Origin of the sequence: Pseudovibrio sp. JE062 (assembly GCF_000156235.1) — a bacterium.
In the GTDB taxonomy this organism is placed as follows: Bacteria; Pseudomonadota; Alphaproteobacteria; order Rhizobiales; family Stappiaceae; genus Pseudovibrio.
Genome location: NZ_DS996808.1, coordinates 132,110 through 147,373 on the forward strand (window position 1 = coordinate 132,110; position 15,264 = coordinate 147,373).

Here is a 15,264-nt window from a genome sequence, read left to right on the forward strand (position 1 = left end):
ATCCTAGTAGGCGACGGATGGCAGCCATGTGGCCAGCGGCGGCATGTAGTACACCAGCATCAGGCCCAGCAGCTGTAGCAGCACGAATGGAATGATACCGCGGTAGATGTCAGTTAGCTTGATCTCTGGTGGACACACGCCCTTCAGGTAGAACAAGGCGAAGCCAACGGGCGGTGTCAGGAACGATGTCTGCAGAGTTACCGCCACAAGGATCACGAACCAGATCAGCGCAGGCTCATCAATCACGCCATAGCCGCCAATGTCGAGGCCAAGACCGTTGATGATTGGACGCATCAGCGGCAGCACGATCAGGGTAATCTCGATCCAATCCAGCACGAAGCCGAGCAGGAAGACGATGAATAGGATGAACAGAACAGTCCCGTTCGCGCCGAACCCGGTGGATGCCACCATTTCTTCGATCAGTGCGTCACCGCCCATCTCACGAAGGACGTAAGAGAAGATGGTGGCGCCAAGGAAGATAGCGAAGATGTAAGCAGTGGTGTTGAAGGTGGACTTCAGCACGTTGACCAGCTTGCGGAATGTGAGCTTGCGATAGCCAAGAGCCAACAGGGTCGCACCCAGAGCACCGATACCAGAGGCTTCAGTCGGAGTGGTCAGGCCTGCGAAGATGGAACCAAGCACTGCGAGGATCAGCAACAGAGTTGGCAGCGCTGCGATTAGAACATCTTTGATCGCATGCCAGTCCGGAGCCTTTGCACCTTCTGGCACAGGAGCTGCATCACGCTTCACCAAAGCAATCACGAAGATGTACAGCAGGTACAGCATGCCAATGATGATGCCGGGGAACACCGCCGCCATGAACAGATCACCCACGGACAGAGCCATCTGGTCTGCCATGATCACCAGCATGATAGATGGTGGAATGAGAATACCGAGCGTACCGGACGCAGACACCACACCTGCTGCGAGTGACTTGGAGTACTTCTGCTGCATCATGGATGGCAGGGACAGCACACCGAGCAGCACAACAGATGCACCGATGATACCGGTGGAGGCAGCAAGGATGATACCGATCAGCGTAACCGTGATTGCAAGACCACCGCGCACTGTACCAAACAGCTTCTGCATGGAGGTCATCAGGCGCTCAGCCACACCACTCTCATCCAGCATCAGGCCCATGAAGATGAACATTGGCAGCGCCACAAGCACGGCGTTGGACATGGTCGCATAAACGCGGTTTACGGTTGCGCCCAATGTCAGGTAGTCGAGGCCAGTGAACGTGCTCTCAAGGCCGGTCCACGCCATGTGGTCGTTATCAAACAGGTAAGCCAGACCGCAATAAGCGATACCGACACCTGCCAGCACCCAGGCAACTGGATAGCCAGAGAAGAGCAGCGCAATGAAAGTGAGGAACATTGCGATGACGAGCTTCTCTTCGGTTGTCTCCACGAGGAAAGACAGGCCGTAGGCAACCACGGCAAAGCCCAGGAATGCAAGGAGGATGAGGCGGATGCCCTTCCCTTTTCGCTCGCTCTCACTGTTGACCCAGATTGCGTGAACGTCGTGAATGAGGCGGGCGAGCGCTGCAACTCCTAGAAGGACAAAGCTTAAGGGGATGATTGCTTTGAAGGCCCAACGTGCAGGCAAGCCTGTTGGGCTGGAGGAGCGTTCGCCAACGCGGAAACTGTCGTAGAAATAGTCGTAGCCCTGATCCACCATCAGATAGATGAACGGAACCAGAAGCGCCAAAATACCAATAATCTCAATGAAGCGCTGGGTGCGTGGGCTCAGCTGCATGTGCAGCAGGTCAACGCGTACGTGACTGTCTGTCACCAGTGCGTAGGAAATACCCACCATGGTCACCAGACCGTAGAGGTGCCATTGCAGTTCATCAAGCTTAGGGAAGTTGTAGTTAAACAGGTAGCGCATTGTTACCTGAGTGACGATTGCGAGGATCAGGAACAGGTTGGCCCACATAACCACGTGGCCAACGCCCTTTACAAAGTGATCCAGTGCAACGGCTATGGGTTGTTTGTCAGTGTCTTCGTGCTCGAGAATTTCTTCAAAGAGCTCAATCGGATCTGAAGTGTCCTGAGGATTTTTTATCATAGCATTCACTCTTGCAGGTCAACGCCGCAACTATCTGGGCTGGAAGGCTGAGGCCAATAGCAAAAAAGGGAGCGGCAAAAGGGGGAGCCGCTCCCAAGTTTTTATTATTTACGCGGCAGGAACGCGTTTTCTTTCCAGATTTTGTAGTTGTCGCGGAACTGGTTCAGGTCAGCCAGAACCTTCGCGAAGAACGCATCGTTCGCAGCTTCTTCCTGAGCAACTTCGTCCCAGGTTGAGCGGAATACGTCGAGCATTTCAGGAGACCACTGCTTGATCTGAACGCCATTGTTGTTGACGTTGTCGAGCAGAGCTTCGTGCTGGATTGCTTCACCTTCTGCAAAGCTGTCAGTCACAGATGCCTTACAGGCGTTCTCAATGATTGCTCTGTTGGTGTCGCTGGTTTTGTTCCAGACGTCTTTGTTGATCAGCAGCTCAAAGACAGTTGCCTGCTGGTGCCAGCCCGGGAAGTAATTATACTTTACCAGTTTGTGGAAGCCGAGGCGTGCATCGATCGCTGGCATGGAGAATTCGGTCGCGTCGATCGCGCCTTTTTCAAGCGCCGGGAAGATTTCGCCACCTGGCAGCAGGGAAGTCGCAACGCCGAGTTTCTGCATCACCTTACCGCCAAGACCGAAGAAGCGCATCTTCAGGCCTTTGAGGTCTTCTGGGGAGTTGATCTCTTTGGAGAACCAGCCGGATGTCTCAGGAGCGATGATCGCACATGGCAGAACTTTTACGTTGTAGCCAGCCTGATCGTACATTTCCTGATAAAGGGACAGGCCGTTACCGTAGTAGAGCCATGCAGCGTATTCACCAGCTTCCGGGCCGAACGGAACGGCAGAAAACAGCGGGGCAGCTGGGATTTTACCTGCCCAGTAACCTGCTGTGGTGTAACCGGAGTTGATCTTGCCGGAAGAAACGGCGTCGAGAATTTCGAATGGTGGAACCAGCTTGCCCGGCTCATACACCTTCATTTTGATAGAGCCGCCGGACATCAGCTTCAGCTGGTCAGCGACGCGAGGAATTGGGCTACCCAGACCTGGCAGAGAGGTTGAGAAAGCGATTGGCGTCTTGAGCAGCAGTTTGTCGGCTGCATTCGCAATTGGAGCTGCGAGCACAGATGCAGCGACAGAGGCGGCGAGAGCAAGGCTTAAGACAGATTTTTTCATGTTTCCTCCAAATGGCATTCGGCTGCTAAACGCACTTTTGCGCTGTCCTCCCAAGCAGCTGATTGCTGGTAAATAATATTGACCTCTAAAATAAATCAAGAAATATATTTTGCGGTTTTAGCCGTTTTTCGGGCTTGACACGCGTGTAAATACTAATGGTGCGGTTGCGTATAAATTTTGGAATTTTGTGCCTAGGGAATGGAAATTAAGCGGTAAAACAACGTATTAGTGCGTAATACATGCTTTGATATATCAATATTGTGGCTCTCTGGCCTCTTCCTCTTGAATTGGAAAATAAAATCGACCAATATTGGATTTGTGTCCGGCGGGAAGTGTAAAATGGTGTCTGTAGATAATCTTTTTGAGCCGATCGATCACGATACAGTGGTGGATTCTGTAACTGAACAGATCGAGGGTCTCATTCTGGCCGGTGTGCTGAAAGAGGGTACGAAGCTGCCTTCTGAAAGGGACATTTCAGAGCGCATGGGCGTGTCTCGTCCCAAGGTTCGTGAGGCGCTGAAGCGTCTGGAGGATTCCAATCTCATAACCATTCGCCATGGAGAAGGATCGTTCATCGCGCCTTTGATCAGCGCGGCAATGAGCCCTGCCCTGATCAACCTGATCAGCCGAAACCAGACGGCTTTTTACGATTACCTTGAATATCGCCGAGTTCAGGAGGGTTTTGCCGCTCGTTTGGCTGCGGAGCGCGCAACGAAACTGGATCTTGAGCGCTTGGAGGCGATCCTTGAAAACCTGCGGGATGCACAGGCTCGGGCGGATGATATCGCCTCAAAAAAGAACGACATCGCCTTCCATCTTGCAATCGTTGATGCCAGTCACAACGCCATGCTCATTCATATGATGTCATCTATTTATGAGCTGACTCAAAAAGGTGTCTTCTATAACCGAGAGTTTCTGCGCTCGATTGACGGTACGGGCGAGCAGTTGCTGGAGCAGCACGAGGAAATTGGCCGCGCGATCTTCAGTCGTAATGGTGCTAAGGCAGAAGAAGCTGCGCATCGCCATATTGACTTCGTGGAGACGTCTTTCCGTCTGGGGCAGGATCAGCAACGCCGCGAACTCATCTCTTCAAAACTCTATGCTCTGCAAAGAGGTGAAGAATAATTACCACTGTTACGTATTGGGAAGCTCTGCCGTTTCCCATTCAGTGAAGGATCATTCGCAAGCGTGCCTCACGAATGATCTTTGGGCTAAGGTGCTTAGCGGTTCTCAATCCATGCTTTCAGGTCAGCAACGTTTGGCTCAATAAACTCCGCCATGCCGCCAGAGAACTCTTTGAAGGCGTCAATGTTGATGTCATTCGTGCCGACGAGCACTGACGCGCCGCTTTCCAGCGCTTTTACAATCAGATCCCTAAAGCCGCTGCCATTGGCTTCCTGTTCGCCAAACTTGTTCAGGATGAACACATCAAACGGCTGGTCAATGCGCTGAGACACCTCGCCGGCAGCTTGTGCAAGTGCTGATGTGTCCAGTCGGCAACCGGAAGATTCCTTGCCAAGAGATTGAGTGATCGAGATCTGTGGGCCATCTGGCAGGACGAGCACGTCCATGTCGCAGCGGTGACGATCTTCGTTCACTGTTTCTGCCTGCACAATACCGCAAGTCCGTATGCCGTCTTCCCGAAGTTTCTCGGAGAGTTCTGTCAGCACCAGTTTTCCTTTTGGCAGGGTGTAAGCAATTCTCATCAGGGGTCTTCCTTGCGCTTCTGTTTTTTCAGCTATGTGAAAACTCTCATATCAAACTGTAATAATCCTAGTTTGATCTACGCAAGGTTACCCCTGCGGCGAATGCGCACAATCTTCTTTCCAAGGCAGACTTTGCACATTCATTGCAGGATGAAAAGTGTGGCTACTGTCTCTGGTTTAGCCTGCATGTGCCAGTTCTGGCGGATGAAAAGCCTCTGCAAGGATATCTGTCAGGCGTGCTGGTGGCTTTGGCGATGTCGCATTGTTGAGTAGTTCCCTTACTTGTGGGGATGAAGTCGGGTCGAAACGAACAATCGCATTCGGTCCGCCAGTCAGCGTGATGGATTGTACCTTTATAGGCGATTGTGCGTAGGTGCCAAGAAGCAGCCGGAGCTCCTTTGCATTCAGTAACTCATAAGGTTTGGGCGTGGTCAGATGGACTCTGTCGGTCTCGATGCGGCGCAGGACAACTGGCGTTTCCATGTTGGTTCTGAGGCGTACAAGACCCGCTATATCCGTGTCCATGAGTGCGGAGGTCACCTCCTGTGCGCCGAAAAGGTGATCGTGCTCATGTGTGGGGTAGTGGCGCCGGAGCAGTTTCAGCTCATCCGGTGTCAGCGAAGCTGCGCCCTGGATTGGGCCATGAAGGAAGTGCTCCAACTCTTTTGCACTCCAGCGATTACCGTCATAAGCTGCCGACACTTTGCTTAGCTTTTGAAAGCTGTCGAACTCATATTCCATGTAGTATTTGAAGAGGTTGCGCTCCTCGGGAGTGTCACCATAGACCCTCAGGTAATCGGCGTGCATCTCAGTGAAGTTTAGATAAGCTCCGGTTGCTGTTGTGCCGTTCACGTAATCGAACGCATCAATCACTTCGTGGCTTAAACGCCTGAAGAGCAGAAGTGCCTCGTAGAAATCCATGTGCTTTGGAGTGCAAGCCATGACGAGATCGTGGATGCCCAAATCCTCTCTTGCGACCTGAAACATGTACTTCAGCAAGGCGTGGATGAGTGACCCCTCCTGAGAGCGGTAATCCGGGTGAACTGTGAGTGAGGAGGCTTCAGCGATGCGGCGGTCCCACTTGGTGATGTGATCCAGAGAGAAAATCTGCTCAACAGGCAGTTCTTCCTGAGACTTCACGATAACCGTTGTGGTTGCGATGACGGTATCACCCTGCTTTGCGATGAGAGTGTAGCTGGATGGGAGGATGTAGTAGGGCGTGAACCTGTAGCCCGTACCGTCCTCCTTCATGTAACCCACCTGAGTATAAGAGTCGTAGAGTAACTTGCAGACCTGGGTGAGCTCTTCAGGTGTATCTGCTTGTTTGAAAATGACGCCTGCAGGAGGGCTGTTTTGCAGCTTTACCCTTCTGCGGAAAATGGAAAACTTTCGCGATCTGGCCGCTTCATGATTTGCGCAGTGCTGATTTGTATTGATCATGCTCAATCACCTTTACTTGAACAATCTCGCTTGTTGCAGAATAAAAATCAAAATTACCTAAAGTTATAATTCTGCAATGCTTTGGTGAATCTGAATAGAATAAAAATAATATTAACGTTAATATTATAATTAACATTGACAAATACTTGTTATGATAAAAATATGCTTAGTTGGGTTGTGTTTTAAATTTAAGCGCAATCGATAAATTATATTACTGAGCGCGTTGAGCACTTGGATTGAATTCACGTTTTATTTGTGGAGGAAGGCATTGACTGTTTTAGCTGCATCCCAAGTTCCTGAGGTATCACCGGTCGCAAGCGCCGGATTTTCCTATGAAGCTGCATTTTCCAGAAACATTGGATGGGTCACTGAAGAGGAGCAACAACTGCTTCGAGGCAAGCGGGTTGCCATTGCCGGAATGGGTGGTGTTGGCGGCATCCATGCCGTTACGCTGGCGCGCCTGGGCATTGGCGCGTTCAGCGTGGCAGATTTTGATCACTTCGATATCGTTAACTTCAATCGCCAGATTGGCGCAACCGTCAGCACACTTCAGGAGCCGAAGGTCTCGGTGATGTCCGAGCAAGTGCGAAACATCAACCCGGAGGCGGATCTTCGTGTGTTTCCTGACGGAGTAACAGATGAGAATATCGATGCCTTCCTGGAAGGCGTGGACATGTTCGTTGATGGGTTCGATTTCTTCGTGCTTGGCATGCGACGCAAAGTGTTTGCGAAGTGTCGTGAACTTGGTATTCCGGCTGTGACTGCTGCGCCTCTTGGTATGGGGACTGCCTATCTATGCTTCACACCTGATGGCATGAGCTTTGAGGACTACTTCCAGTTTGAAGGTGAAGACGAGCTGCATCAGTACTTCAAGTTCCTGCTCGGTCTTGCCCCAAGTGCGTTACACCGCCATTCATTGGTTGATACCTCTCAATTGAACCTGAGTGAGGAGCGCGGCCCCTCTACGGCTGCTGGGTGCCAGTTGGCTGCAGGTGTTGTCGGTGCGCAGGCCGTGAAGTTGCTGCTTGGTCGCGGGCCTTTGAAACCTGCCCCTTGGTATCATCACTTTGATGCCTACGAGGGTAAGTTCGTCACCAAGCGCCTCCCTTCTGGAAATAGCAACTTCTTCCAAAAGTTGAAGCTTAAGAAAACGATGAAGATGTTTTCTTAGGAGCAGGTCTCTAAGTTTTGGTGCGCGCAGGATAAAACTTGTCCTGCGCGTGTTCTGTTTTGGAGATTTTGGAGCATTGCACGATTTAATATGAGTTAAAATCTCATATTATTGACTTTCGTCAAATAAGAGCGCCCGGGAACGTGATCTACAGTTCTTGCAACTCATTCGCATTTGCGAACTGCCCGTTTTCTATCCCTTTTCGATGGAAGCCCCGTAATGATCACACGTCGTTCTTTTTTGAGCCATTCTGCTGGCTTTGCTGCCGCCGCCTCAATTGGCGGAACTTTGCCAATCATGGCAAATGCAGCTGCGCCAAGCCTATCCCTTTATGGGCCTCCGGTCGGTCCATCTGTTGTGCTTTCTTACATTGCCAACAAAGGTTTGCTGTCTGAGTACACGTCAAAGGTGGATTTTTCCGTCTATAAGTCACCAGATGTTTTACGTGCAGGCTTTGTTTCTGGAGATTGGAAACTGGCAGGCACTCCATCTTATGTTGCAGCGAACCTTTCCAACAAAGGCCTACCGGTTAAGATGCTCAACATCATGACCTGGGGCATGCTCTACGTGCTCAGCTATGATGGTTCCGTAAAGGCTCCGGCTGATCTGGCGGGCGAGAAGATCGGTATGTTCTTCCGAAATGATATGCCGGATCTCGTGTTTGGCCGCGTTATGCAGCAGAACGGCCTGACTGAAGGCAAAGACTACACGCTGCATTATGTCAGCACACCGTTTGAGGCGCTGCAGCTCCTGCTTTCAGGTCGCATCAAACATTGTGTCCTGCCAGAACCAGCAGCGACAGCTGGCATGGTGAAAGGCAAAAAGCTTGGCAAGAAGATCCATCGGTCAATCGATCTGGCGAGTGAATGGGCTTCTGTTACCGGCGGCAAAGGCCGTTTCCCGATGGCGGGCATGATGGTGCATGAAGACCTGCTGAATGCGCAGCCAGAGCTGATTGAAGGTTTCCATAAGGCCTGCATTGAAGGCACCGAATGGGTTAAGGCAAATCCGAAGGAAGCAGCGGCAGTCGCTGCCGAAAACATTAAGCTTCCCGCACCAGTGATCGCCAAATCGGTGCCGCACACGCACCTGACAACAGAACGTGCGAAAGACATTCAGGCAGAGCTGGAGCAGTTCTACTCCATTCTGGCAGAGAAGAATCCTTCCATCATTGGCGGGAAGCTTCCAAGCGCGGACTTCTATCTCTAGCTAAGTTGGCTCGGCAGGCCGCTCAAAGGTTACGGTCAACTGGTCTGCTGAGCCCTTTAAAGAACAACGAGAAAATGCCTCATGATCCATCACATGCTATCAACGCTGCTCAATAAACTTTGGAGTGGGTGGGGCACACTTGCCGGTGTGTTTCTCATATTTGCGTTGTGGCAGATTGGATTTGAGGCATTCGGCTCTCTGGTGTTACCCGCACCTATGGAAGCACTTGGCCGGCTGATTGATCTGGTCGCATTGCCTTCCGGTTTTGAGTATATTCTGATCACTGCAAAACGCGCTTTCGCTGGCTTCCTGCTGGCCAGCGCTTTCGGCATCTCCTTTGGATTGATTGCCGGTTGGTCCAACACGCTTTCTCTGCTGTGTAAGCCATTTATTACCGTTGCTCTCGGCGTCCCTCCGATTGCATGGATCGTCCTGGCTTTGCTGTGGTTTGGAGGTGACGACGGAACTCCGATCTTCACCGTGTTCATCTCCACGCTTCCGCTCATTTTCGCCGGAGCCTTACAAGGCGTGCGGATGCGGGAGAAAGAGCTGGACGAAATGGCACAGAGCTTTCATGTGCCGCTGATACAGCGGTTCTGGCAGGTGCAAGCGCCGCAGATCGTTTCCTACCTCTTTCCGGCATGGGCAACAGCGTTGGGGTTGAGCTGGAAAGTGGTGGTGATGGCAGAGCTGCTCTCCAGCACCCGTGGGATAGGTGCTGGTTTGGCAGAAGCACGCGTAAACATCGACACCGCCTCCACCATGGCATGGATCGTGGTTGTTGTAGGCCTGTTGCTGGTGATCGAAGGCATGTTGCTGAACCCTGTCAAAGACTATGTGGAGGGCTGGAAGCATGCCGACTGAAACTGCTCCTCTGCTCTCTGTCGTGCCAAACACTTCAGTCGACCCAAAACCATCAGTCCTGTCCGTTACGGTGAAGGATCACCGATACCATCCGCTGCAGCAGACACTGGCACCGTGCACGCTGGAGCTTGCAAAGGGTGAGATTGTCAGCATCATCGGTCCGTCTGGCTGCGGAAAGTCCACTTTTCTTCGCATTGCTGCTGGATTGATTGAAGCCAGTGAAGGCAAGATCTCCAACTCGTCGAAGCGTGCCGCAATCCTATTCCAGGAGCACAGGCTGCTGCCATGGAAGAGCTTGCTCAATAACATAAGCTTCGGATTGCAGGGTCAGAAGCTAACTAAGTTTCAGCGTATGAAAAAGGCGCGTGAAGTGGCTTACGCCATGGGTTTTTCTGAGGATGATCTGATCAAGTATCCCTCAGAGCTTTCAGGCGGTATGCGCCAGCGTGGAGCATTGGCTCGTGCTTTGGCGGTGGAGCCCGATCTGCTGTTTCTGGATGAACCATTCAGCGCGCTCGATATTGGTCGCCGTCGTGACCTTTATCGGCAGGTGCTGCACGAGGTAGATCAGAAACAGTGCTCTGTTTTGATGGTCACTCACGATGTGACAGAAGCATTGGCCTTGAGTGATCGCGTTCTCATAATGGCGCCGGATCCGGGTTATTTTGCCAAAGAGTACAAAGTGCCATTGCCGCGTTCTGAGCGTACACGCCGAAACCTGATGGATCTGGAGGCAGGTCTGTTGGCAGATGATCGCATCGCTAGCCTGTTTAACATGAGCAATTGGGAGAAGCTGGTATGACTGATGTTGTACGTATGCCAGAGCATAAAGCCTCCTTTTTCGATGCTCCTGTTTTTTCTGAAGGGTTTCGGGTTTTCTTCCCGCTAACGGCGCTCTATGCACTGTTTTCCATCGCTATGTGGGGCCTCGTTCTGGCGGATGTTCTGCCAGTGCCTTTTGATGCTGACCCGCTGTTGTTCCATCAATACGAGATGTTCTTTGGTCTGTTCGCTGGTGCAATGGCAGGCTTTCTGACGACAGCCGTGCCTTCCTGGTCGAACACACCAAAGATAGCTGGAGCTGAACTCGCTGGCCTCGGTGCCTTGTGGCTGGCAGGCCGAGTGGCTTTCTGGACGCTCGATATTTTCCCGAGTGCCATTGTCTTCGGCATACAGGCTCTCTTCCCTGCAGCCTTGCTTGTCGTGGTGTTACCTAGACTGCTGCGAGCAAAGATGCGTCACCTCATGTGGCCCGTTTTGATGCTTTGTGCTGCACAGCTTGTTTGTTTTTGGGAGTATACCGAGCTTGGCGTGCTTAATCAGGGGCTTGCGATTGCTGAAGGTGCGTTCGTACTGATGGTTTTGACCGCTCTGGCACCGGTCTCCATGGTGATCGTGAATGATGCGCTCTTAACTCGTGAAGATGGTGCGGTGTTTATTCCTCGTCCGCCAATGAGACGCGCGGCGCTGTTCTGCATTTCAGCTTTCACGCTCGCCAAAGTGTTGGGTGTTTCGGATGCCTTGCAAGGATGGTTAGCACTGGCGTCTGCGTGTGCGGTTTTGAATGTTCTGCAGGATTGGCATCAGGCGGGATCCTTAAGAACCCCGTTCTCAAAAACGCTTTATCTGGTCTACTGGTTCTTCGGTATAGGCTTTGCTCTGGAAGCTGGTGGCCTGCTGGGAGCGTTGTCTGCTGGTTCTTATGTTTCCGGGCAACATATGATCTTTATCGGCGGATTGTCCTTGGCGACATTCATGGTTCTGACCATCGCAGGGCTGCGTCACGCAGGCTATTCCTTGCGGTTGCCCAAGGTGTTGGGTGTCGCGATCCTGTCTCTCATTGGAGCATGTCTGGTTCGCTCTCTCGGACCGCTCCTCGTGCCGGATCTGGATGTTATGCAGATTGCCTGGAGTTTATTCGCGTTGGCCTTCGGGCTCTACCTGATCCACTTTCTGCCAATTGTCTTTCGAGAAAACGTTGATGTGTAGGAGGTAACTATCGATGCTTTTCCTAACCAAACTGCTTGAACCGAAGCGATATGAGCTGACTGAAAAGAAGGTGTCAGCGGACAAGTTTGCTCGCACCTGCATGAGTGACACGGAGTGCTGTCATGATAACAGATGCGTGGTCCTCTCCGCCTATGCCAATAACGCAAGCACAGATCAGCATCAGTTCATTGATGCGATCTGGTCAGCAGACAAGCACTGATTGATTTCAGTGCTTTGTGAAGCCGCCCATGTTGAAGCGTTGCAGTTGTTGGTGCAGCGCTTCGGCGAGTTCTTCTTTGGTGTAAGGCTTGGCGAGGCGGGTGATTTTTTCTAGGCTTTCGCCTTCCGGTTCCAACGCTTTGGGGAAGCGACCTGAAGTGACAACTACCTTTTGGTCTGCGCAAGCTTTGATACTGGCCTCGGCCAGATCCCATCCGGTTTTACCGTCTTCCAGCTGAACGTCAGTGAACAGAACATCAAAGAACGTTCCGTTATCGATCAGCACCTTAGCCGAACCATAGCTGTTAGCCTCAATGCACACCAAACCCATCTCCTGCAGCATGGTTTTTGCGCGTAGTAGGGTTTGCAGATCGTCCTCAACCAGCAGAATACGATAGGGCTTGTCAAAGGTGATTGCGGTGTTGGGCACCAACTCATCGACCGGCGCCTGTGGGATGACGAGTGTGACTGTTGTGCCCTCCCCTTTCTCACTGGTGATGCCCATTTCACCGCCGGATTGCTTGATGAAGCCGAACACCATACTCAGACCAAGACCAGAGCCTGCTGACGTTCTGCGGGTGGTGAAGAACGGTTCATACACTCGGTCCAGCGTCTCTTGATCCATACCGCAGCCATTGTCTGTTACGCTGATGGAGACGCTCTCCACACCATTGACCTCAACCCGAATGGAGATGGTGCCATCCTCTGCAATCGCGTGCGAGCTGTTGATGCACAGGTTGAGCAGAGCGCTCTCCAGTTGGCCAGGATCAATGCGGACGTAAGTCTCTTCCTCGGGCAAATCCGTAGTTAAAATGATCCGCTCATCTACGCTGAGGGAGATGATCTCGGCGACGCTCTCAATGAGATGGTTGATCTCAATAACCTCAGGCTCAAGGTGCTGTTTGCGAGCGAAGGCGAGTAGACGTTGTGTGAGGTTGGTGGCCATCTCCACAGCGCTGTGAATGCGTTGGATGTTCCCTCTTAGATCAATCAGCTTGTCGCTCTTGCGCTCAATGATGCCCACGCTGCCAGAGATGCTGGTGAGGATATTGTTAAAGTCATGGGCCACTTCACCTGTCAGCTGGCCAAGACTCTCCAGTTTCTGTTTTTGTCGCGCCTGCTCCTGCACAAAATGGCGATCTGTTGCATCCGAGAATGACCAGACAGCGCCGCCTTCCGGTAGAGGGCTCTTACGCACTTCGATCAGGATACCATCATCATGGATCAACTCAGCGAACCGGAAGCGGCTGCCATGGGGGCGTACATTCGCGTCTTTCCAGCGAAAGCCTGAGTTCTGGATGAGGATACGGATGTCCTTTGCCGCTTTGATGTCGGTTTCTTTGATGCGGAGAGTTTCTGCAAGGCGTGGATTCCAGGCTGTCATATCCAACGAGTCGTTGGTCAACACCAGCCCTTCAGCGATGCAGTTGAAGGTGGTCTCAAACAGCTCCGTCTTGCGCTGCAGCTGTCCATAAATGCGTCTCAAGCGAATGGAGTTGGCGCGGAAGATACGGAAGGAGTGCAGCAGACGTGTGATCTCATCGTCCTGTCTGGCCGGACGCGGCAGTACGGTGGAATGATCTCCCTTTGCCAGATTGGACATGGCGCGGGAGATGCGGTTGATGTTCTTGGTAACGTATCCGGCGATGTAGTGCGCCGAAATCAAGGCCAGAATGATACTGGCTACCCCGGTGACCAGAACGACGAGCTGGGCGCTGGAGATGTAGGAGTAGGTTTCCTGTCGCTGCTTGGCGATCTCTTCGCCAGACAGACGCACAAATTCGGCAACAAGCTGGTTTATTGTCTGAGCGCTGGATTTGATTTTGAAAAGAGCGTTGCGCGCTTCCAGCTGCCCAGCCATAGCCAGATGGCGGGTGGCATAAAGCCCTGTTTCATCTTCGGCGATGGCTTTCAGTGTCTGTGTTGCCTGCTGAACTTCTGGCGCTGGCATCCCATCAAGATCCGCCATCTGCACGTGATAGCGGCGGCGCAGTTCACCAAGGCTGAGGAAATCGGTGACATGGGCTGCAGAGATCAACAGATTGGCAGCTTGTCCAATCCCTTGCCATGCTTTGCGCTCCTCTGCACTCTGGTAAAACGTGGAGGAGTTTTTGACGGCCAGACGTTCCATCTTTGTCAGGTCTACAAGAACGCGGCGCACCTGATCTTCGGACTCGCTGATCTGCTGAGCTGCGTTGACCAGCACGGCCACTTGAGAGCGCATGAGGGAGAGGTTCTTCTGCACTTCTGGCAGGAACCGCCCAAGGCTTCCTTCCTGACGAGATAGCGGAAAGTTATCGCGATACTGCTGTTCAGCCTTGCTCAACTCCACCAGCAACCGGGAGCCTTCATTCTCAATCTGATAGACGGAGGAAAGGTTCAAAATGAACGGAGCCGAACTCACCAGACCAGCAGATTTGTTAGCCAGCTGTAGGGAACTTGCAATGGCTTCGATGGTTTTCTGATAATGCCCAACGAGTTTCACATTGGCCTGATCCAGCCAATACCACGCGATGGACCCTGCAAACAAAGTTGCGAAGGTCAGCAGCGTGATGGCTGCAAGCAGGCGTGTTTTGATGGAAAGCAGGGCTTTCACACGTTGAGGCAGTAGGGTCATGGCAGATCTACAGCCGCATCTTCCAGCGCGAAGACATAACCTTTGCCGCGGCGGGTTTGCAGAAAGACTGGCTTGGAAGGATTAGCTTCAATTTTCCGCCGCAAACGCAGGATTAACACATCAACGGTGCGGTCCATATAGCGAGAGAGATCGCCACCCAGATGCTCCAGTAGTTCCACCCGGTCAATTGGTCGGTTTGGGTTCTCAATGAGGAACTCCAGCAGGCGCAACTCGGAGTTTGTCAGGTTTATTTCCCGCAGGTTCGTATCCAGCAAACGCCGCTCATCGCAAATGAAGGAGAGGTCGCCGAGTGGAATGATCCCAGCACTTGAAGCTTGTGGAACTGGTGCTTTAGCAACATTGGGCTCAGGTTCTGCCGGGACGTTGCGTTTGTAACGACGCAGAACCGCACGAATGCGTGCAATGAGCTCACGCGGATTGAATGGCTTCATCAAGAAGTCATCGGCACCGGTTTCCAGTCCAACGATCTTGTCTACTTCGTCGCCGGTGCCAGTCAGCAGGATGATTGGAAAATCATAGGACGTGCGCAGGCGTTGAGCCAGCATCATGCCGCTCTCACCGTCCAGTTTCAGATCGATGATTGCCAGATCAAGGCTTTCCAGTTCCTTCAGATTTATAAGGTCTTTGCTCCCATGGCACGGCAGTGCCTGAAACCCATACTCGTGCAGCAACTCCTGCAACACCTCACGGATAGCTGGATCATCATCGACGACAGCTACTTTTGAGGGTGACCTATCCCAACTCTCGGTCATTGACGTAACCTTCCTCGCAACCCGTACCATGCTCCCA

General features: G+C 52.2%; 13 protein-coding genes. 7 read left to right on the forward strand and 6 right to left on the reverse strand.

Annotated elements, in window-relative coordinates:
• Positions 1–3 precede the first annotated feature (3 nt).
• Both PJE062_RS10625 and PJE062_RS10630 read right to left on the reverse strand, forming a co-directional pair.
• Positions 4–2,070, reverse strand: a complete 2,067-nt coding sequence (locus PJE062_RS10625; RefSeq protein WP_008549428.1) for a TRAP transporter large permease subunit — start codon at positions 2,068–2,070, stop codon at positions 4–6.
• A gap of 104 nt (positions 2,071–2,174) precedes the next feature.
• Entirely contained in the window at positions 2,175–3,239 is a 1,065-nt protein-coding gene (locus PJE062_RS10630; protein ID WP_008549002.1) for a TRAP transporter substrate-binding protein, read from the reverse strand.
• A gap of 339 nt (positions 3,240–3,578) precedes the next feature.
• Here PJE062_RS10630 and PJE062_RS10635 point away from each other — a divergent pair, with 339 nt between their 5' ends.
• Complete coding sequence (locus PJE062_RS10635) at positions 3,579–4,364, forward strand: FadR/GntR family transcriptional regulator (protein WP_008549269.1); 786 nt, start codon at positions 3,579–3,581, stop codon at positions 4,362–4,364.
• 95 nt (positions 4,365–4,459) lie between these two features.
• On the opposite strand, the gene PJE062_RS10640 is transcribed toward PJE062_RS10635, so the two are convergent.
• Positions 4,460–4,945, reverse strand: coding sequence for a DUF2478 domain-containing protein (locus tag PJE062_RS10640; RefSeq protein ID WP_008549035.1), 486 nt, complete (start codon positions 4,943–4,945; stop codon positions 4,460–4,462).
• Between the two features lie 177 nt (positions 4,946–5,122).
• Positions 5,123–6,385 (reverse strand): hypothetical protein, encoded by a 1,263-nt coding sequence (locus PJE062_RS10645; RefSeq protein WP_008548953.1) that lies wholly within the window; start codon positions 6,383–6,385, stop codon positions 5,123–5,125.
• Between the two features lie 268 nt (positions 6,386–6,653).
• Between PJE062_RS10645 and PJE062_RS10650 the strand changes: the two genes are divergently transcribed.
• The 6 genes from PJE062_RS10650 (at position 6,654) to PJE062_RS10675 (ending at position 11,838) form a co-directional block, all read left to right on the forward strand.
• Positions 6,654–7,556 carry a ThiF family adenylyltransferase gene (locus PJE062_RS10650; protein ID WP_008549011.1) on the forward strand — a complete coding sequence of 301 codons (903 nt, stop codon included), beginning with the start codon at positions 6,654–6,656 and terminating at the stop codon, positions 7,554–7,556.
• A 219-nt stretch (positions 7,557–7,775) separates the two neighbouring features.
• Positions 7,776–8,765, forward strand: a complete 990-nt coding sequence (locus PJE062_RS10655; RefSeq protein WP_008549351.1) for an ABC transporter substrate-binding protein — start codon at positions 7,776–7,778, stop codon at positions 8,763–8,765.
• An 81-nt stretch (positions 8,766–8,846) separates the two neighbouring features.
• A complete protein-coding gene (locus tag PJE062_RS10660) occupies positions 8,847–9,629 on the forward strand; it encodes an ABC transporter permease (protein WP_037036622.1) in 783 nt (260 codons plus the stop codon).
• On the forward strand, positions 9,619–10,431 hold the full coding sequence (locus PJE062_RS10665) for an ABC transporter ATP-binding protein (protein ID WP_008549118.1): 813 nt from the start codon (positions 9,619–9,621) through the stop codon (positions 10,429–10,431). The genes PJE062_RS10660 and PJE062_RS10665 overlap by 11 nt, the downstream gene beginning before the upstream one ends.
• Entirely contained in the window at positions 10,428–11,618 is a 1,191-nt protein-coding gene (locus PJE062_RS10670) for an NnrS family protein (protein WP_008549270.1), read from the forward strand. Before PJE062_RS10665 ends, PJE062_RS10670 begins: the two co-directional genes overlap by 4 nt.
• A 13-nt stretch (positions 11,619–11,631) precedes the next feature.
• Complete coding sequence (locus tag PJE062_RS10675; RefSeq protein WP_008549416.1) at positions 11,632–11,838, forward strand: hypothetical protein; 207 nt, start codon at positions 11,632–11,634, stop codon at positions 11,836–11,838.
• Positions 11,839–11,844: 6 nt separating this feature from the next.
• Here the strand turns inward: PJE062_RS10675 and PJE062_RS10680 are convergent, their stop codons facing one another.
• Both PJE062_RS10680 and PJE062_RS10685 read right to left on the reverse strand, forming a co-directional pair.
• Positions 11,845–14,454 carry an ATP-binding protein gene (locus PJE062_RS10680; RefSeq protein ID WP_008548895.1) on the reverse strand — a complete coding sequence of 870 codons (2,610 nt, stop codon included), beginning with the start codon at positions 14,452–14,454 and terminating at the stop codon, positions 11,845–11,847.
• Complete coding sequence (locus PJE062_RS10685) at positions 14,451–15,227, reverse strand: response regulator (RefSeq protein WP_008549414.1); 777 nt, start codon at positions 15,225–15,227, stop codon at positions 14,451–14,453. Before PJE062_RS10685 ends, PJE062_RS10680 begins: the two co-directional genes overlap by 4 nt.
• Positions 15,228–15,264: the final 37 nt, after the last annotated feature.

What these genes read in the sequence shown, in the direction of transcription:
- PJE062_RS10625 (WP_008549428.1), bottom strand. Translation starts at nt 2,070, where the DNA reads ATGATAAAAAATCCTCAGGACACTTCAGATCCGATTGAGCTCTTTGAA.
- PJE062_RS10630 (WP_008549002.1), bottom strand. Translation starts at nt 3,239, where the DNA reads ATGAAAAAATCTGTCTTAAGCCTTGCTCTCGCCGCCTCTGTCGCTGCA.
- PJE062_RS10635 (WP_008549269.1), top strand. Translation starts at nt 3,579, where the DNA reads ATGGTGTCTGTAGATAATCTTTTTGAGCCGATCGATCACGATACAGTG.
- PJE062_RS10640 (WP_008549035.1), bottom strand. Translation starts at nt 4,945, where the DNA reads ATGAGAATTGCTTACACCCTGCCAAAAGGAAAACTGGTGCTGACAGAA.
- PJE062_RS10645 (WP_008548953.1), bottom strand. Translation starts at nt 6,385, where the DNA reads ATGATCAATACAAATCAGCACTGCGCAAATCATGAAGCGGCCAGATCG.
- PJE062_RS10655 (WP_008549351.1), top strand. Translation starts at nt 7,776, where the DNA reads ATGATCACACGTCGTTCTTTTTTGAGCCATTCTGCTGGCTTTGCTGCC.
- PJE062_RS10660 (WP_037036622.1), top strand. Translation starts at nt 8,847, where the DNA reads ATGATCCATCACATGCTATCAACGCTGCTCAATAAACTTTGGAGTGGG.
- PJE062_RS10665 (WP_008549118.1), top strand. Translation starts at nt 9,619, where the DNA reads ATGCCGACTGAAACTGCTCCTCTGCTCTCTGTCGTGCCAAACACTTCA.
- PJE062_RS10670 (WP_008549270.1), top strand. Translation starts at nt 10,428, where the DNA reads ATGACTGATGTTGTACGTATGCCAGAGCATAAAGCCTCCTTTTTCGAT.
- PJE062_RS10675 (WP_008549416.1), top strand. Translation starts at nt 11,632, where the DNA reads ATGCTTTTCCTAACCAAACTGCTTGAACCGAAGCGATATGAGCTGACT.
- PJE062_RS10680 (WP_008548895.1), bottom strand. Translation starts at nt 14,454, where the DNA reads ATGACCCTACTGCCTCAACGTGTGAAAGCCCTGCTTTCCATCAAAACA.
- PJE062_RS10685 (WP_008549414.1), bottom strand. Translation starts at nt 15,227, where the DNA reads ATGACCGAGAGTTGGGATAGGTCACCCTCAAAAGTAGCTGTCGTCGAT.